This window comes from Saccharothrix sp. NBAS 001 (genome assembly GCF_056640475.1).
This window is the reverse complement of record NZ_CM153251.1, coordinates 9,717,949-9,735,506: the sequence shown is the minus strand read 5'-3', so window position 1 is coordinate 9,735,506 and position 17,558 is coordinate 9,717,949. Positions and strand designations below refer to the sequence as shown.

Below are 17,558 nucleotides of genomic sequence, written 5' to 3'. Positions count from 1 at the left end.
CCCCGCACCCTTCCGGGTACGGGGGCCTTTCCACAACTCCCGAGGCGCTCAGTCCTCCGGCTGGGAGGGCTTGCCCGCCAGCTCGTCGGACGGCTTGTTCTCGCCGGTCAGGGCCGCCTTCGGGTGGCCGGCGTCGTGGCGCGCCCGCGCCAGGGCCGCGGTCTCCTCCGGGGCGTCCGGCGTCAGGAAGCTGCCGGGCACCGGGTGGCCGGCCGAGCCGAGCTTGTTCATCTTCTTCGGCACCGGGGCGCCCTGGTAGGCCAGGGGCAGCGGGTGGCCGTGGTCGTCCACCGGGCCCAGCGGCTGGTGGAGTTCGATGAACTCGCCGTGCGGCAGGCGCTTGATGATGCCCGTCTCCACGCCGTGCTCCAGCACCTCGCGGTCGGCGCGCTGGAGGCCGATGCAGATCCGGTAGGTGAGGAAGTACGCCACCGGCGGGATCACCAGCATGCCGATGCGGCCCATCCACGTCGTCGCGTTCAACGAGATGTCGAACTTGTACGCGAAGATGTCGTTGGCGCCCATGACCAGCAGCACCATGAAGTACGAGATGGCCATCACGCCGAGCGACGTGCGGACCGGCACGTCACGCGGGCGCTGGAGCAGGTTGTGGTGCGCGTAGTCCTTGGTCATCTTGCGCTCGATCCACGGGTAGACCGCCGCGATGCCGGTCAGCAGCGGCAGACCCAGCAGGAACGGCCAGAACGGCGCCGGGATCGTGTAGTCGCCGAGGTACATCTCCCACGCGGGCCACACCCGGACCAGGCCGTCGGTCCACCCCATGTACCAGTCGGGCTGCGAGCCCGCCGAGACCTGGGACGGGTTGTACGGGCCGATGTTCCAGATCGGGTTGATCTGGAAGACGCCGCCCATGATCGCGGTGACCGCGACGACGACCGCGAAGAAGCCGCCGCCCTTGGCCGCGAACACCGGCATGATGCGCACGCCGACGACGTTGGTCTCCTTGCGGCCGACGCCGGGGAACTGGGTGTGCTTCTGGTACCAGACCAGACCCAGGTGGACCGCGATGAGCGCCAGGATGATGGCCGGGATGACCAGGATGTGCAGCGTGTACAGGCGCGGGATGATCTCCGTGCCGGGGAACTCGCCGCCGAAGGCCAGCCAGTTGATCCAGGTGCCGACCACCGGGAACGAGATCAGCAGCGCCGCCATCACCCGCAGGCCGGTGCCGGAGAGCAGGTCGTCGGGCAGCGAGTAGCCGAGGAAGCCCTCGATCGCGCCCAGCATGAACAGCACGATGCCGATGACCCAGTTGATCTCCCGGGGCCGGCGGAACGCGCCGGTGAAGAAGATCCGGAACATGTGGATCACGATCGCGGCCATGAACAGCAGCGCGGCCCAGTGGTGGACCTGGCGCACGAACAGGCCGCCGCGCACGTCGAAGGAGATCTGGAGCGTCGACTCGAACGCCCGCGACATCTCCATGTTGTTCATGTTCGGGCCGCTGCCGTGGTAGACGACCTCCGCCATGGAGGGGTCGAAGAACAGCGCCAGGTACGTGCCCGACAGCAGCAGGACGATGAAGCTGTAGAGCGCGATCTCGCCGAGCAGGAACGACCAGTGGGTCGGGAAGACCTTGTTGATCTGCTTGCGGATGCCACCGGCCATGTGGAACCGGTCGTCAGCCCACTTCGCGGCCCCGCCCGCCACCCTGGCGGCGGCGTTCTGCCGCTTGGTCGGCGTCGTGATGCCGCTCATGACTTACGCTCCCAGAACGCCGGACCCACAGCCTCGATGAAGTCGCTGCGGGCAATCAAGTATCCCTCTTCGTCCACCGTGATCGGAAGCTGGGGAAGGGCGCGGGTCGCCGGACCGAACCGGGGCTTGCCGTAGTGGAAGACGTCGAACTGCGACTGGTGGCACGGGCACAGCAGCAGACCGGTCTGCTGCTCGTACAGCGAGGTCGGGCAGCCCAGGTGGGTGCAGATCTTCGAGTAGGCGTACAGGTCGCCGTAGTTGAAGTCCTCCTGGCCGTCGCGCTTGACGACCTGCTGGCCGGGGCGCAGCCGGATCAGCATGACCGGGTTGTCGGCCCGCTTCATGGCCGCGACCAGGGCTTCTTCGTTGCCGCGCTCCGACTCGCGGAACGGGAACACCGTTTCGAAACCGCCGGCGTCCAGGTCCTCCGGGCGCACCAGCGCGATCTCGTGCATCCGGCCGGTGCTGCGGCGCAGGTAGATCTTCTCGCCGTTCTCGGGCTTCCAACCGGTGTGCCAGAGCGAGTCCTTCGACTCGCTGTCCGCCCACGGGTTCTTGATCAGGCCGCCGAGCGGCACGGCCAGCACACCGAGGCCGAACACGCCCGCGCCCAGGCCCGCGGTCCGCTTGATGAGCGACCGGCGGCCCAGGGTCGAGCGCTCGCCGGCGTCGGCCAGCTCCGCCAGCACGGTCGCCTTGTCGACCTCCGGCGAGCCGCCGTCGTGGCGCTGCTGGACGGCCAGCTCCTCCGGGATGAACTTCTTGGTGTAGAGCAGCGCGCCCACGCCCAGCGCCAGGATGGACAGACCCAGCGTCGCGCCGATGATCGGCGTGTACAGGCTGTAGACGAAGTGCATCGAGGAGTCCGAGTCCTCGTACTTCCACGGCCAGAACAGGAACGCCGCGAGGAACGCCACACCCGAGAGCGCCGCGATGAGGAACCACAGCGCGACGGCGCGTTCCGCGCGCCGCTCCGCGCGGGTGCCCTTGACCGGCCACCGCTCCTCGTAGTGGACCAGCTCAACGCCGTCCAGCCCGGTACCGAGCTTGACCAGCTCGTCCCGGCTCATCCCGGCGAGTTCGGCCTCGTCGGGCACGTTGTTCGGCTTCTCGCCGCTCATGCCTTGGCTCCGATCCAGAGGGTCACGCCGATCAGGGCGGCGATACCCACGATGAACGCGATCAGACCCTCCGATACCGGCCCGAGGCCGCCGAGGGGGGCGCCGCCGGGGTTGTTGTTCCCGTCGGTCACCGACTTGATGTACGCGATGATGTCCTTCTTCTCCTCCGGCGTGAGCTGCCGGTCGGAGAACTTCGGCATGTTCTGCGGACCGGTGAGCATCGCCGTGTAGAGCTGCTCCTCGGTCACGCCGTCCAGCTCGGGTGCGAACTTGCCGGACGACAGCGCCCCGCCGCGACCGGTGAAGTTGTGGCACGCCGCGCAGTTGAGCCGGAAGAGTTCGCCACCCCGGGCCGGGTCCTCGCCGCGCAGCGCCTCGCCGCGCTCCTCGGGGGTCTGCGGACCGGCGCCGCGGGACTGGATGAACGCGCCGAGCGCGTCGATCTCCGCCGCGGTGAACACCGCGGGCTTGCGCTGGGCCTGGGCCTCCTGGCGGGCCATCGGCATCCGGCCGGAGGAGACCTGGAAGTAGACGGCCGCCTCGCCCACGCCGATCAGGCTCGGACCCCGGTCCTGGACGCCGTCGAGGTTCTTGCCGTGGCAGGAGATGCAGGTGTTGTTGTAGAGCTGCTCGCCCAGCCGCACCTGGGCCGGGTCGTCCTGCGCCTGCGCGGTCTGCGGCTGCGGCGCGAGCGCGCTGAACAGGAAGCCCGCGGACAGCAGCGCGAAGCCCAGCGCGAGGAGGCCCGAGATCCGCCTGCGCAACTTGGTGCTGCGCTTCCGGGCCCGTGTGGTGTTGGTGGTCATGTGTGCGGCAACCCTTGCTGGTGTGAGTTCGGGGTTCGAGCTGGTCGTCAGGGCACGATGTAGATGATGGCGAACAAGCCGATCCAGACGACGTCCACGAAGTGCCAGTAGTACGACACGACGATGGCCGAGGTCGCCTGAGCCGGGGTGAACTTGCTCAGCTTCGTGCGGACCAGCAGGTAGCCGAACGCGATCAGACCACCGATCACGTGCAGACCGTGGAAGCCGGTCGTGAGGAAGAAGACGGTGCCGTACGCCGAGTCGTGGATGGTGGTGCCCTCTTCGACGAGGGTCATGTACTCGCCCGCCTGGCCACCGACGAAGATCGCGCCCATGATCAGCGTCACGAGGTACCAGCGACGCAGACCGAAGACATCACCTCGCTCCGCGGCGAACACGCCCCACTGGCACGTGAACGACGAGGCCACGAGGATGATCGTGAAGAACAGTGCGTAGGGCACGTTCAGATGCGTCGGTGCCGGGGGCCAGTGCCCTTCGTTCTGGGCCTTCACCGTGAAGAACATGGCGAAGAGCCCGGCGAAGAACATCAGCTCACTGGACAGCCAGACGATCGTGCCGACGCTGACCATGTTCGGGCGGTTCAGCGAGTGCACGCGCTGGCCGATGGAGGGCGCTGCCGTTGTCACACGACGCATTATTGCTTGCAGGTTTTCGCTCCGCCCATCGGGTCCGGAGCTGTCCGACCGGTCATCCGGGTCACACAGGCGGTGAGGTCGTCATGGGGTTGTTGCGCCGGTTGCGTGACCGCTGGGGGCGAAGGGACGAACCGGACCTGGAGATCGACACCCCGGGCCTGGTCGTGGTCGCCGAGGCGTTCGACTTCGCCGAGGCCGACTCGGCCGTCCTCGCAAGATCAACAAGCCTACGGCAGGAGCGCCCGGCCGTCCTGCGGCACCACCTCACGCTGCCACCTGACCAGGTAGAACGCGCGCGGGAGCTGCTTGAGCAGGATGGCTGGACGCTCACCCGCGGCGAGGTCAGCCACGCCCTGCGGGTCCAACTGCTGACCGCGATCTCCTGCGCTCAGGAGCGCTCCAGGATGGCGAGCCTGGCCCAGCGGCTGGGCGGCGACTGGATCGGTTGGGACGCTCTCCAGGTCCCGCAAGGGTCCGCATAGGCGAGCCCGATAACATCACACAACCTGGCACCCGACCCGCCGGAGGATCACGCAGATGAGCACGCAGACGACCAGGATCCTGGTGTTCAGCCACCGCCCCGAGGTGCGTGAGACGATCATCACTGCGGTGGGCCGCAGGCCGGCCCCCGACCTGGGCCGGGTGGAGTACGTGGAGCTGGGCACGATCGCCGACGTCCTCTACGAGATGGACCACGGCAACGTCGACCTGGCCATCCTCGACGGCGAGGCGCAGCCCACCGGCGGCATGGGCCTGTCCCGCCAGCTGAAGAACGAGATCACCGACTGTCCCCCGATCGTGGTGGCCGTCCGGCGCAAGGACGACCGGTGGCTGGCGACGTGGTCGCAGGCGGACGCGGTGCTCGTGCACCCGCTCGACCCGCTGGCCGCCGCCGAGACCGTGGCCGAGGTGCTGCGCTCGACGTCCGCACCCGCAGTGCGGGGGTGAGCCCGATGACGGAGCGCACCTGGCCGTTACTGCTCAACCAGCTCATCGACCGCGTGGACCTGTCCGAAGAGGACACGTCGTGGGCGATGGACCAGATCATGTCCGGCGCCGCCACCACCGCCCAGGTGGGCGGCTTCGCCGTCGCGCTGCGGGCCAAGGGCGAGACGCCGGAGGAGGTCGACGGCCTGGCGAACGCGATGCTCAAGCACGCGCGCCGGTTCACCGTCGACGGACGGGCGGCGGACATCGTCGGCACCGGCGGCGACAACTCGCACTCGGTGAACATCTCCACCATGGCCGCCATCGTCACGGCGGCGGCCGGCGTCCCGATCGTGAAGCACGGCAACCGCGCCGCCAGCTCCAAGTGCGGCACGGCCGACGTCCTGGAAGCCCTGGGCGTGGCGATCGACCTGCCCCCGGTGGGCGTCCAGACGACGGTGGCGGAACTGGGCATCGGCTTCTGCTTCGCCCCGGTCTTCCACCCGGCGTTCCGCTACACCCTGGCCCCGCGCCGCGAGCTGGGCATCCCCACGTCGTTCAACCTCCTGGGGCCGCTCACCAACCCGGCCCTGCCCAAGGTCGGCCTGATCGGCTGCGCCCGAGCCGCCGCCGCCCCCCTGATCGCGGGCGTCTTCGCCCGCCGGGGCAACACGGCCCTGGTCGTGCGCGGTGACGACGGCCTGGACGAGATCACCACGACGACCACCACCACCGTCTGGGTGACCCAGGACGGCGAGGTCCGGGAAGACCGGATCGACCCCGCCGTCCTGGGCGTCCCCCCGGCCCTCCCCGACGACCTGCGAGGCGGCGACGCGGCGTTCAACGCCGAGGTCGTACGCGACCTGGTAAGCGGCAAACCCGGAGCCGTGCGCGACGCGGTCCTGCTGAACGCGGCAGGCGCCATCGCCGCGCACACGGGCCTGAGCACCGACCTGCACGCCGACGTGGCAGCAGCCCTGGGCAGGGCGGGCGAGGCGGTCGACTCAGGCCGAGCCGCCGACCTGCTCCGCAAGTGGGCCGCCCGCTCGACCGAGCTGAAAGCCGAACTAGCAGAGTCCTGACCAGCACAAACACGGCCAAACACAGCCCCAAACACGCACCCCCCACGCACCACACTCACCCAGCCCCACACTCACCCAGCCCCACACTCACCCAGCCCCACACACACCCAGCCCCGCACACACCCAGCCCCGCGTCGTGTCATCCCCGTATGACCCGCGCGCCAGCGAACCGCGCTTGGCCAGGGTGTGCAAGCACGCCCTTCGCTTGCACACCCTGGCCAAGGGTGGTTGTCTCCGACCGGGCCATACGGGGATGACACGACGCCCGCCCGTTCTTTTAGTCATCCTCGGCGGCTCGCCCGTCCGGCGAGGACTCTTTAAAACCCACACCGACGCACGACCCCACGCCCCACGCCCCACGCACCACCCGATCGAGCCAAGGTTGCTGAGGTTTCAGCCACCTTTTTACTACCGGGTAACGACGAGGGTGGATGCTGTTCCCATGCTCTACACGGTGATGAAGCGGGTGGTGGCCCCCACCGCGAGACTGGTCTGGCGACCGAAGGTCGAGGGCCTGGAGAACATCCCGACAACCGGCCCGGTCATCCTCGCCCCGAACCACCTGTCGTTCATCGACAGCATCGTGATCCCCATGGTCGTCCCCCGCCGCGTCTCGTTCCTGGCCAAAGCCGAGTACTTCGAGGGCACCGGCCTCAAGGGAGCCCTCTCCCGGTACTTCTTCGGCTCCCTGGGCCACGTCCCGGTACGCCGGGGCATCGGGAGGGCCGCCCGCGCCTCCCTGGACACCGCAGCCGAGATCCTGGCCGCCGGCGGAGCCTTCGCGATCTACCCCGAGGGCACCCGGTCCCTGGACGGCAACCTGCACCGGGGCCGGACCGGCGTGGCCAGGATGGCGCTGGAATCCGGCGCGCCGGTCATCCCGGTGGGCCTGATCGGCACCGACAAGGTCCAGCCAGTGGACGCGAAACTCCCTCGCATCCGCCCCGTGACCATCCGCTTCGGCACACCCCTGGACTTCTCCCGGTACGCCGGGATGCACGAGTCCCTACCGGTCCTGCGCTCGGTCACCGACGAGATCGTCTACCGCATCCTGGACCTCTCCGGCCAGGACTACGTCGACCGCTACCAGGCCAGCCCGAGCGACGGCACCAACGACCAGGCAGCCTGACCCCCGCACCCACAGCACCACCGCCCACACCACCACCACTCACAACACCGCCACCACCCACAGCACCGCCACCCACAGCACACCCACAAACCACACGGGGCCGCCTCCCAACCAGGAGGCGGCCCCGCGAAGCTCTCGACCGAACGTCAGTCGTGGTTCGGCCCGGTGTGGTACTCGAACACCAACCCGCCGACCATGATCAGCAGCACCACCACCGCGATCACCAGCAGCCAGACGTGCCAGAACGCCAACGCCACGCCGGCCAGCGCGGCCGACGCCGCCAGCCCGATCGGCCAGTACGACCCCGGGCTGAAGAACCCCAGCTCACCGGCACCGTCGGACACCTCGGCCTCGGCGTTGTCCTCGGGCCGGACCTCGATCCGCCGGGCGACGAACCGGAAGTACGTGCCCACGATCAGCGCCAGCCCACCGGTCAGCGCGAGGGCGACCGTGCCGGTCGGCTCCACGTGGTTGGTGTCGGCCCAGGTCCAGTAGCCGTACACCACGGCCATCAGGAACGAGAACCCCATCACCAGGTCGAAAATGCGCGCTTCGATCTTCATCGCAGATCCCTCCTACCGACCGCCGCCGGACGACGCCTCGCGCACGGTCCGGTCGGTGTCGAAGGGCTTGGTCGTGACGGCGTAGGGGGTGCACAGCTCGCCGCAGTTCAGCTCGGTCAGCGCCTCGGCCGCCGTGTAGAGCAGGCCCGTCTTCGGGTTCTTCTCCTGGCGCAGCTTCATGTACCGGTCGAAGTCGCCCGACTCCAGCACGCGGATCTCGAAGTTCATCACCGCGTGGTAGACGCCGCACAGCTCCGCGCACCGGCCGACCAGCGACCCCGTCCGGTCGATCGGGCTGATCTCGAACGAGCTGTCCTGGTTGTTCTTGTGCGGCAGCGGGAAGACGTCCCGCTTGAAGTGGAACTCCGGCACGTAGAACGAGTGGATGACGTCCGTGGACTCCAGGTTGAACAGGATCCGCTTGCCCTGCGGCAGGACCATCAGCGGCACCTCGCCGGACGAGCCGACGGTGCTCACGACCGGGTCCTTGCCCTTCACGGGCTCGCCGCCGGGGATCTTGTACTGGGGGTACTTGAACTCCCAGTTCCACTGGAACGCGACCACGTCGACCGTCACGTCGGCCTTGCCGGTCTTGTTCGTGACGAAGTTCTGGGTGACCGCGGTGAAGTAGAACAGGACCGCGACGATGACCGTCGGCACGACGATGAGGACTAGCTCCAGCGGCAGGTTGTAGGCCACCTGGCGGGGCAGTTCCTCGCTCTTCTTGCGGTGGAAGGCCACCGACCAGAGGATCAGGCCCCAGACGATCACCCCGACCGCGAGCGCGGCGACGACCGACCAGGTCCACAGCTCCTGCATCCGGTGGGCCTGCTCAGTCACGCCCACGGGCCAGCCGAAGCGCAACACCTCTTCCGTGGAGCAACCCGTGGCCCCGACGCCGACCAGGCCGACCAGCCCGACGACCTTCGCCAGCCGCGCTGCCCTGGTGCCCTCCTTCAGGCCCACTGCTCGCCGCCTCCTCGTTGAAAGCTCGCAGGCGAGGACGGACTTCCTGTCCTCGCCGGATCATGCGGGAGCGTAGCCCAGCCACCACGCGCGCACCCCTCGGGGGCCGCACCCGCACGGTGCAGTTTCGGTCACACAAAGGGGTCCCGGCATACTGGAGACTTCTCCACACCCCACGAAAGGTGCGACGGCGTGTGCGGCCTGGTTGGACTGGTTTGCCTTGGCGAGAACGAAGCGCACCACTCGCGCTCTGCGGTGGCGGCCGCCATGCGCTGCCAGCGGCACCGCGGCCCTGACGAGACGGGCACCTGGCAGGGCGGCGAGGTCGTGTTCGGCTTCAACCGCCTGGCCATCATCGACATCGAGCACTCGCACCAGCCGTTGCACTGGGGGCCGCCGGAACTGCCCGGCCGGTACACCATCAACTTCAACGGTGAGATCTACAACTACCTCGAACTGCGCGCGGAGCTGACCAAGCAGTTCGGCGCGGTGTTCGCCACGGACGGTGACACCGAGACGATCGTCGCGGCGTACCACTACTGGGGGCCCGCCGCCGTCGGCAAGCTGCGAGGGATGTTCGCGTTCCTCATCTGGGACTCCGAGCGCAAGGTCGTCTTCGGCGCCCGCGACCCGTTCGGCATCAAGCCGCTCTACTACGCGGCCGGCCCCGGCGGGGTGGCGTTCTCCAGCGAGAAGAAGTCCGTGCTGGAACTCGCGCCGACCCTCGGCATCCGCCCGGAGCTGGACCGCAAGGCCCTCCAGCACTACCTGATCCTCCAGTACGTGCCCGAGCCGGAATCGCTGCACAGCCAGATCCACCGGGTCGAGTCCGGCACGTCGTTCACCGTGCAGCCCGGCGGCCAGGTGGTCGCCGAGCGCTACTTCCCGGCCACCTTCCGCCCGCGCGCGGTGCACGGCGCGTCCGACGAGAACCGCCTGTACGACGAGATCACCGCCGCGCTGCGCGACTCGGTCGCCAAGCACATGCGCGCGGACGTCACGGTCGGCTCGTTCCTGTCCGGCGGCATCGACTCGACCGTGGTCGCGGCGCTGGCCAAGGAGCACAACCCGGACCTGATCACCTTCACCACCGGCTTCGAGCGCTCCGGCTACTCCGAGATCGACGTGGCGGCCGAGTCCGCCGCCGCGATCGGGGTCAAGCACGTGGTCCGCGCGGTGACCGCGCAGGAGATGATGGACGCCCTGCCGCTGATCACCTGGTACCTGGACGACCCGGTGGCCGACCCGGCCCTGGTGCCGCTGTGGTTCATCGCCCGCGAGGCGCGCGAGCACGTGAAGGTCGTGCTCTCCGGCGAGGGCGCGGACGAGCTGTTCGGCGGCTACACGATCTACCGCGAACCGCTGTCCCTGGCCCCGTTCGAGAAGGTGCCGGGCGCGCTGCGCAAGGCCATGGGCCGGGTGTCGACCAAGATCCCGCAGGGCGTGCGCGGCAAGGACCTGCTGCGCCGGGGCGCGCTGACCCTGGAGGAGCGCTACTACGGCAACGCCCGGATCTTCCTGGACGACCAGCTCCGCCAGGTGCTGCGCACGTACGACCCGAACGTGTCGCACCAGGACGTGACGGCCAAGCCCTACCGCGAGTCCCAGCAGTGGGACCCGGTGACCCGGATGCAGCACGTCGACCTGTTCACCTGGCTGCGCGGCGACATCCTGGTCAAGGCCGACAAGATGACCATGGCCAACTCGCTGGAGCTGCGGGTCCCGTTCCTGGACCCCGAGGTTTTCCGGATCGCGTCGCAGGTGCCCTCCGAGCTGAAGCTCACCAAGGAGACCACCAAGCACGCCCTGCGCCGGGCGATCCGCGACATCGTGCCCCCGCACGTGCTCAACCGCCGCAAGCTGGGCTTCCCGGTCCCGATCCGGCACTGGCTCAAGGACGAGATGCACGACTGGGCGATCGACATCGTCCGCCAGTCGCAGACCGACCAGTACATCGACAAGAACGCCGTGCTGCGGGTCATCGAGGAGCACCGCTCCGGCGTGGCCGACAACAGCCGCCGGATCTGGGCCCTGCTCGTGTTCATGCTCTGGCACGGCATCTTCATCGAGGGCCGCATCCGCCCGGTCGTCCCCGAGCCCCACTACCCCGTCAAGCTCTAGTCACCCGACCGAAAGCCCCCGGCCCAGCCGGGGGCTTTCGCGCACTCAGGCCCACCCCACACCCGCGCCACTCACACACCGGCCCACCCACACACCAGCCCACTCACACTCCGGCACGCTCACGCCGCCCCTCCGTCTCCCCCTCCGCGCACTGCGCCGCCGTCACGCGCTTGGCCGCCAGAATCCCCCCGACATCGGCCACCAACCGCGTCAAATGGGCCTTGCTGCGCTCCAGCGCTTCGATCCGCTGCTCCACCGTCGCCAACTCGTCCTGGAGCATCTCCAGCAACGGCACGCACCCGGCCTCGTCCTCCGGCAACTCGATCTGCTGGTCGAACGCGTGCGCCAACACCAACCGCACCAACCGCACGTTCAGTCCGGACGCGATCAGGCAGCGCACGCTGCGCACACGCTCCACGTCGGACTCGTCGTACACGCGGTACCGGGACTCCGTGCGCTGGGGCTGCAACAACCCGTTCTGGTCGTAGTAGCGCAGCATCCGCACCGTCGCACCGGTCCGCTCGCTCAACTCGCCGATCCGCACCCCGCCACACCCCTCACGTCAACCCCACCGCCAACACCGACCAACCCAGCCAACCAGGCCACCCCCCAGCCAACCGGGTCACTCCCAGCCAACCCGGTCAACCCAATTCCCCGACGTATTCCCACGTCAGGACAAAAGAGCCCTCGATCACCGAAGCTTGACCCTGACGTCAGTGTCACACTTTAGCGTCGCCCTCGTGATCGCTCTCGTCCTGATGCTGTGCGCGTTCGCCGTCGGAACCTCAGAGTTCATCGTCGTCGGCGTGCTGCCCGAGGTCGCTGCGGACCTCGACGTGGCCCTGCCCACCGCGGGCCTGCTGGTCACCGCCTACGCGGTGTCCGTCGCGGTCGGCGGTCCAGTCCTCACCGTCCTGACCGGCCGCCTGCCGCGCCGGTCGCTGCTCATCGCCGTCATGGTGCTCGCGCTGCTGGCCGCCACGGCCTGCGCGCTGGCCGTCGACTACCCCACCCTGATGGCCGCCCGCATGGTCGCGGCGCTGTCGCAGGGCCTGTTCTTCGCGGTCGCGTCCCAGGTCGCGGTCGCCGCCGTGCCACCGGAGAAGCAGACCGCCGCCATCGCCAAGGTGGTCAACGGCGTGGCGCTGTCCACCATCCTCGGCATCCCGGTCGGCACCCTGGTCGGCCAGAACTACGGCTGGCGCGCGTCGTTCGCGCTGGTCGCCACCCTGACCCTGATCGGCCTGGTGGGCGTCGTGCTGGGCGCGCCGAAGGTCGAGCACGAGCCGGACGCCGGCGTGCGCGCCAGCCTGTTCGCGTTCGGCAAGCGGACCGTCCTGCTCGGCCTGCTGGCCACGGTCCTGTCCTTCACCGGCATGATCACCGCGTTCACCTACGTGGCCCCCGCGCTGCGCGACGTCACGGGCTTCAGCCCCGCGTGGGTGACCGGGGTCCTGCTGGTCTACGGCCTGGGCACCATGGTCGGCAGCACGATCGCCGGCCGCGTCCCGCCCGGCTCCATCGCGAAGGTGCTGCCGATCCCGCTCACCGCCCTGACCGTGCTCCTCCTGGCCCAGGGCTTCCTGCTGGAGACCAAGGTGACGGCCGTGATCGCGGTGTTCGTGCTCGGCGCGACCGCCTTCGCCTCCGGACCGCTGCTGCACACGTTCCTGATGGGCCAGGCGGGCTCGGCGGCCGGTCTCGTCGCGTCGGTGAACATCTCGGCGTTCAACGTGGCGGCGGCCCTCGGCCCGATGATCGGCGGAGCCGTCATCGCGGGCGGCTTCGGCTTCCAGTGGATCGCCGCCGTGGGTGCCGTCCCGACCGTCCTGGGGGTGCTCGTGGCCCTCGTCATCGCCAGGCTGGTGCGCCGGGGAGCCGCACCGTCCACCGAACCCACCGGAACCGCCTACGCACACGCGTGACCAGCGAGAACCCCTACCGGGCGGCTACCGCCCGGTAGGGCTGTCCGCGAGAACGAAGTCCGCATAACGTCGGAAACGTGAGGAACCTTGAAGCGGACACGCTGGACGAACTGATCGACGACTGCACCGCCATGCCGGCAGAGCTGCGCGGCCGGGCCGAGACCCTCCCCGAGCCCCGCCCCGCCACCCCGTGGCAGGTCACCGACGACTGCGTGGCCCAGGTAGCCGGCTTCGACGCCTACGTCTGATCACCCCGCCCAGCCGCCAAGCCCTCGGAACGGCCGACGTCCCCACCCGCGCCGCCCACGTCCCCACCAGGCAAGACCCCGGACACGCGAACGGCCCCCGCCACAAGGCAGGGGCCGTTCACCGCACTACGTCGAGATCCCTCAGGGTCAAGATCCCTCAAGGTCAAGATCCGTCAGGGTCGAGATCCCTCGGAATCCCTCAAGATCCTTCGCGACTCAGTGGAACGAGTCGCCGCAGGCGCACGAACCGCCCGCGTTCGGGTTGTCGATCGTGAAGCCCTGCTTCTCGATCGTGTCCACGAAGTCGATCACCGCGCCCTCGACGTACGGGGCGCTCATGCGGTCCACCGCGACCTTGAGACCGCCGAAGTCGCGCAGCGCGTCACCGTCGAGCGTGCGCTCGTCGAAGAACAGCTGGTAGCGCAGACCCGCACAACCACCGGGCTGGACGGCGATGCGGAGGTGCATGTCGTCGCGACCCTCTTGGTCGAGCAGCGCCTTGGCCTTCACGGCCGCCGAGTCGGTCAGCGTCACGCCGTGGGTGGGCGGTGCTTCAGGAGTCGGGGTGACTGCGTCCTGGTCCTGAGCGGTCGTCATAGCTCTCCCTCGGAGGTCCTTTGCGGGCATCTATTCCCTGGAAACACGGGCGGCACCCGCTTTGTTCCTTACCTCATGGTCGCACAGTCGTCAGGGGCGAGAGTGTGACCACTGCCTCGCCACGTCCGAGGCGAGCGCCGACAAGGTCCCCACCGGGTCGCCCATGGACCTCTCCACAGATCCAGCGTGCTCGGCGACCGAGTACGACTCCTGCACCCCGGCGGCCCCGGCCTCACGCCGGCCCACGCTCACCTGACCGGCCAGGACCAGGCAGGGGATCCCCCGCTCGGCGGCACCGCCGGCCACCGCCGTGATCAGCTTCCCGCGCAGCGACTGCCAGTCGAAACTGCCCTCGCCCGACACCGCGAGGTCGGCGACGTCGAGGGCCGCGTCCAGCCGCGTGGAGGACCGGACCATCCCGGCCCCCGACTCCACCGACGCGCCCAACGCCATCAGCGCGGCACCCAGTCCACCGGCCGCGCCCGCGCCCGGCAGGTCGCGGACCGGCTCCAGCACGGCCATGGCCGCCAACCGGGCCTCCAGCCGTGCGACGACCTCCGCGGACGCCCCCTTCTGCGGCCCGAACGTCGCAGCCGCGCCGTGCGGCCCCAAAAGCGGGTTCTCCACATCGCAAGCCGCAACGAGCCGTGCCGACACCGACGACACCACGGACAGCAACCCAGCGCCACCGTCCGTAGTAGCCGAGCCACCCAGTCCGACAACGATCGTGTGACATCCCGCAGCATCCGCAGCCGCCACCAGCTCGCCCACCCCGCGCGTAGAGGCGGACTCCACCGACGCCGGGCGCTCGTCCCGGGGGATCAGGTGCAGCCCGCACGCCTGCGCGGACTCGACGTACGCGGTCCCGTCCGGGGCCACCAGCCACTCGGCGTCGACGGGTTCACCACGAGGTCCGGACACCACGGACGAATGCACCACACCACCCAGTGCACCGTGCAGGACGTCGACGAACCCCGGCCCGCCATCGGCCAGCGGCCGGAGCAGCAGTTCGTCATCGGGAGCGGCCGACCGCCACCCGGAGGCGATCGCCTCGGCGGCTTCCCGAGCAGTCAAGGTCCCGCCGAAGCAGTCCGGAGCAATAACAACGCGCACCTCGCGAAGGGTACGTAACCCCCCACCACACCCATCTCCTACTCTTGGGGTGTGAGGTTCCTGCGCCGCAACGCCGACGAAGCCACCCCGACCGCCGAAGACACCCCGGCGGAGGTGACGTCCGCCGACCCGGCGCGCACCCCGGCGAAGGGCAAGCCCACCCCGAAGCGCCGCGAGGCCGAGAACAAGCGCAGGGGCCCGGTCCCGCCCCCGCCCCGCACGCAGCGCGAGGCGCTCAAGCGGATGCGCGGCAACAAGCAGAGCAAGGAAGAACGCCGAGCAGCCTCGGTCGAGCGCCGCCAGCGCATGATGGCCGGCGAGGACAAGTACCTGCTCCCCCGCGACCGGGGCCCGGTCAAGGCATACATCCGCGACCTGGTCGACTCCCGCCGCAACCTCATGGGCCTGTTCATGCCCTTGGCGATCCTGGTGTTCGTCGCCCTCCTGGTCCCGCAGCCCGCGATCCAGCAGTACGCGACGCTGGTCACCACGTTCATGCTGCTGGCCATGGTCGTGGAAGGCGTGGTCCTCGGCCGCATGGTCTCCAAGCGGGTCAGGGCCAAGTTCCCGGACGACACCACCCGCGGCCTCTCCATCGGCTGGTACTCCTTCATCCGAGCCAGCCAACTCCGCCGCCTGCGCGTCCCCAAGCCCCGCGTGACCTACGGCGCCAAGATCTGACCACCCCCCACACCCCTCACCTCACCTCACCCGCCAGCGCAGCGCACACTCCTCGCCCCGCGTCGTGTCATCCCCGTGTGGCCTGCGCGCAGCGAACCGCGCTTGAGTAGGGAGTGCAAGCACGCCCTTCGCTTGCACTCCCTACTCAAGGGTGGTTGTCTCCCGACCAGGCCACACGGGGATGACACGACGCCCGCCCCTTCTTTTCGTCATCCTCGGCGGCCAGCCCGTCCGGCGAGGACGCCTTTAACTCTTTTCGCAGGTCAGCGCAGCGACGCGGTGCCCAGGCGCGCTGAAGGCGATCTTCGACCGAGAGACCGGCACGAGCCCGGCCCTGATCCACACCCCGGTCGAGATGAACGCCTTCGCAGAACGGGTGCGGAAGCTCGCAGCCACGCAGCAGTGCCCCGCTGTCGTAGAGATCTCCCACTCCGACGACCCCTGGGGGCACGCCATCCTGGAAGTCGGCATCGGGGAGGAACGCGGCTTCGTCCGCGAGAACTGGACACCGACGCGCGCCACACACGCCGAGACCGAGGTCACCGACCCCGTCGTGTACGACGCCCGCATCCCGGAAGCCTTCCCCGACCTGCACATCCTTAGCTAGCCGAAGCACCCCGTATTAGGCTGGGTCCCATGGAGTTCCGACGCCTCGGCCGCAGCGGCCTCAACATCAGTGAGATCTCGTACGGCAACTGGCTGACCCACGGTTCCCAGGTCGAGGAGGACCAGGCCACCGCCTGCGTCCGCGCCGCACTGGACGCCGGCATCACGACCTACGACACCGCCGACGTCTACGCCAACACCAAGGCCGAATCGGTCCTCGGCCGCGCGCTGAAGGGCGAGCGGCGCGAGTCCCTGGAGATCTTCACCAAGGTCTTCTGGCCCACCGGCCCCGGCGGCCCCAACGACAAGGGCCTGGGCCGCAAGCACATCGCCGAGTCGATCAACGGCTCGCTCCAGCGCCTCCAGACCGACTACGTCGACCTCTACCAGGCGCACCGCTTCGACCGCACCGTGCCGCTCGAAGAGACCATGCAGGCGTTCGCGGACGTCGTCCGCCAGGGCAAGGCCCTCTACATCGGCGTCTCCGAGTGGAACGCCGAGCAGATCGCGCGCGGCGCGGCGCTCGCCCGCGAGCTGAACGTCCCGTTCATCTCCAACCAGCCCCAGTACTCGATGCTGTGGCGGATCATCGAGTCCCAGGTGGTCCCGACGTCCGAGAGCGAGGGCATCAGCCAGATCGTCTGGTCGCCGATCGCGCAGGGCGTGCTCACCGGCAAGTACCTGCCCGGTCAGCCCGTTCCCGCCGGCTCCCGCGCCACCGACGAGAACGGCTCGAAGTTCGTGGCGCGCTTCCTCGACGACGACGTGCTCACCAGGGTGCAGAACCTCAAGCCGATCGCCGAGGAAGCCGGTCTGTCCCTCGCGCAGCTCGCCGTCGCGTGGGTGCTCCAGAACCCGAACGTCGCGTCCGCGATCATCGGCGCGTCCCGCCCCGAGCAGGTGACCGAGAACGTGAAGGCCGCCGGCGTGAAGCTCGACGCCGAGCTGCTCAAGAAGATCGACGACGTCCTCGACGGCGTCGTGGAGACCGACCCGCGCCTCACCGTCACGCCGTAGCGACGAGAAGGCCCCCGCACCACGCGGGGGCCTTCAGCCGCGCCCTCCCGGCCGGTTCACTCCACGGGTGACAGCGACATCGGCCCGTACACCTCGGACTCGCTGCGCAGCAGGGTCACCTGGGCGACCCCCGCCGAAGCCAGCGACTCCCACGAGGCGCTGAACCAGTCCTCGGCCTCGCCCTGGTCCGCGAAGGCCACGGCGGGCCCGTCGACTTCCCGCCCCTGCTCGTCCTGGTACCGCCAGCGGTACTCCACGACGGCCTCCCCACGATGTCTTCG

At 69.3% G+C, this 17,558-nt stretch carries 20 protein-coding genes; 10 read left to right on the top strand and 10 right to left on the bottom strand.

All coding sequences use genetic code 11. The features are described 5' to 3' along the window. Window positions 1-48 precede the first annotated feature (48 nt). Genes qcrB through ctaE form a run of 4 tightly spaced genes read right to left on the bottom strand, consistent with a single transcriptional unit; the run spans window position 49 to window position 4,302 of the window. Complete coding sequence (gene qcrB, locus AC0HI0_RS44145; RefSeq protein WP_480929413.1) at window positions 49-1,719, bottom strand: cytochrome bc1 complex cytochrome b subunit; 1,671 nt, start codon at window positions 1,717-1,719, stop codon at window positions 49-51. Next, on the bottom strand, window positions 1,716-2,840 hold the full coding sequence (qcrA, locus tag AC0HI0_RS44140; RefSeq protein ID WP_480929412.1) for a cytochrome bc1 complex Rieske iron-sulfur subunit: 1,125 nt from the start codon (window positions 2,838-2,840) through the stop codon (window positions 1,716-1,718). Before qcrA ends, qcrB begins: the two co-directional genes overlap by 4 nt. Beyond that, entirely contained in the window at window positions 2,837-3,646 is an 810-nt protein-coding gene (gene qcrC, locus AC0HI0_RS44135) for a cytochrome bc1 complex diheme cytochrome c subunit (protein WP_480929411.1), read from the bottom strand. The genes qcrA and qcrC overlap by 4 nt, the downstream gene beginning before the upstream one ends. Before the next feature lie 47 nt (window positions 3,647-3,693). Then, a complete protein-coding gene (ctaE, locus tag AC0HI0_RS44130; RefSeq protein ID WP_480929410.1) occupies window positions 3,694-4,302 on the bottom strand; it encodes an aa3-type cytochrome oxidase subunit III in 609 nt (202 codons plus the stop codon). Window positions 4,303-4,385: 83 nt separating this feature from the next. On the opposite strand from ctaE, the gene AC0HI0_RS44125 reads away from it, so the two are divergent. From AC0HI0_RS44125 to AC0HI0_RS44110, 4 genes are all read left to right on the top strand, one after another. Further along, window positions 4,386-4,784: a hypothetical protein gene (locus AC0HI0_RS44125; RefSeq protein WP_480929409.1), complete on the top strand. Its 399-nt coding sequence runs from the start codon at window positions 4,386-4,388 to the stop codon at window positions 4,782-4,784. A 55-nt stretch (window positions 4,785-4,839) separates the two neighbouring features. Further along, entirely contained in the window at window positions 4,840-5,250 is a 411-nt protein-coding gene (locus AC0HI0_RS44120; protein ID WP_480929408.1) for a hypothetical protein, read from the top strand. A gap of 5 nt (window positions 5,251-5,255) precedes the next feature. Continuing rightward, window positions 5,256-6,311: an anthranilate phosphoribosyltransferase gene (gene trpD, locus AC0HI0_RS44115; protein WP_480929407.1), complete on the top strand. Its 1,056-nt coding sequence runs from the start codon at window positions 5,256-5,258 to the stop codon at window positions 6,309-6,311. A 442-nt stretch (window positions 6,312-6,753) separates the two neighbouring features. Continuing rightward, window positions 6,754-7,440 (top strand): lysophospholipid acyltransferase family protein, encoded by a 687-nt coding sequence (locus AC0HI0_RS44110; protein WP_480929406.1) that lies wholly within the window; start codon window positions 6,754-6,756, stop codon window positions 7,438-7,440. A 146-nt stretch (window positions 7,441-7,586) separates the two neighbouring features. Here the strand turns inward: AC0HI0_RS44110 and AC0HI0_RS44105 are convergent, their stop codons facing one another. After that, window positions 7,587-8,003: a cytochrome c oxidase subunit 4 gene (locus AC0HI0_RS44105; RefSeq protein ID WP_480929405.1), complete on the bottom strand. Its 417-nt coding sequence runs from the start codon at window positions 8,001-8,003 to the stop codon at window positions 7,587-7,589. Window positions 8,004-8,015: 12 nt separating this feature from the next. Continuing rightward, window positions 8,016-8,969 (bottom strand): aa3-type cytochrome oxidase subunit II, encoded by a 954-nt coding sequence (ctaC, locus tag AC0HI0_RS44100; RefSeq protein WP_480929404.1) that lies wholly within the window; start codon window positions 8,967-8,969, stop codon window positions 8,016-8,018. A gap of 192 nt (window positions 8,970-9,161) precedes the next feature. On the opposite strand from ctaC, the gene asnB reads away from it, so the two are divergent. Next, complete coding sequence (asnB, locus tag AC0HI0_RS44095; protein WP_480929403.1) at window positions 9,162-11,090, top strand: asparagine synthase (glutamine-hydrolyzing); 1,929 nt, start codon at window positions 9,162-9,164, stop codon at window positions 11,088-11,090. A 103-nt stretch (window positions 11,091-11,193) separates the two neighbouring features. Here the strand turns inward: asnB and AC0HI0_RS44090 are convergent, their stop codons facing one another. After that, window positions 11,194-11,634: a MerR family transcriptional regulator gene (locus AC0HI0_RS44090; RefSeq protein WP_480929402.1), complete on the bottom strand. Its 441-nt coding sequence runs from the start codon at window positions 11,632-11,634 to the stop codon at window positions 11,194-11,196. A 196-nt stretch (window positions 11,635-11,830) separates the two neighbouring features. Between AC0HI0_RS44090 and AC0HI0_RS44085 the strand changes: the two genes are divergently transcribed. After that, window positions 11,831-13,015, top strand: coding sequence for an MFS transporter (locus AC0HI0_RS44085; protein ID WP_480929401.1), 1,185 nt, complete (start codon window positions 11,831-11,833; stop codon window positions 13,013-13,015). Window positions 13,016-13,092: 77 nt separating this feature from the next. Further along, a complete protein-coding gene (locus tag AC0HI0_RS44080; protein ID WP_480929400.1) occupies window positions 13,093-13,263 on the top strand; it encodes a hypothetical protein in 171 nt (56 codons plus the stop codon). Between the two features lie 216 nt (window positions 13,264-13,479). Here the strand turns inward: AC0HI0_RS44080 and AC0HI0_RS44075 are convergent, their stop codons facing one another. Both AC0HI0_RS44075 and AC0HI0_RS44070 read right to left on the bottom strand, forming a co-directional pair. Next, the gene (locus AC0HI0_RS44075; protein ID WP_480929399.1) at window positions 13,480-13,860 is read right to left on the bottom strand and encodes a HesB/IscA family protein; all 381 of its coding nucleotides are present in this window, start codon (window positions 13,858-13,860) and stop codon (window positions 13,480-13,482) included. Window positions 13,861-13,950: 90 nt separating this feature from the next. Next, the gene (locus AC0HI0_RS44070) at window positions 13,951-14,973 is read right to left on the bottom strand and encodes a glycerate kinase family protein (protein WP_480929398.1); all 1,023 of its coding nucleotides are present in this window, start codon (window positions 14,971-14,973) and stop codon (window positions 13,951-13,953) included. A gap of 51 nt (window positions 14,974-15,024) precedes the next feature. Between AC0HI0_RS44070 and AC0HI0_RS44065 the strand changes: the two genes are divergently transcribed. From AC0HI0_RS44065 to AC0HI0_RS44055, 3 genes are all read left to right on the top strand, one after another. Then, complete coding sequence (locus AC0HI0_RS44065; protein ID WP_480929397.1) at window positions 15,025-15,654, top strand: DUF3043 domain-containing protein; 630 nt, start codon at window positions 15,025-15,027, stop codon at window positions 15,652-15,654. A gap of 292 nt (window positions 15,655-15,946) precedes the next feature. Then, a complete protein-coding gene (locus AC0HI0_RS44060; RefSeq protein ID WP_480934525.1) occupies window positions 15,947-16,261 on the top strand; it encodes an Imm1 family immunity protein in 315 nt (104 codons plus the stop codon). A 29-nt stretch (window positions 16,262-16,290) separates the two neighbouring features. Further along, window positions 16,291-17,277, top strand: coding sequence for an aldo/keto reductase family protein (locus tag AC0HI0_RS44055; RefSeq protein WP_480929396.1), 987 nt, complete (start codon window positions 16,291-16,293; stop codon window positions 17,275-17,277). Window positions 17,278-17,333: 56 nt separating this feature from the next. Here the strand turns inward: AC0HI0_RS44055 and AC0HI0_RS44050 are convergent, their stop codons facing one another. Further along, a complete protein-coding gene (locus tag AC0HI0_RS44050) occupies window positions 17,334-17,534 on the bottom strand; it encodes a hypothetical protein (protein ID WP_480929395.1) in 201 nt (66 codons plus the stop codon). Window positions 17,535-17,558: the final 24 nt, after the last annotated feature.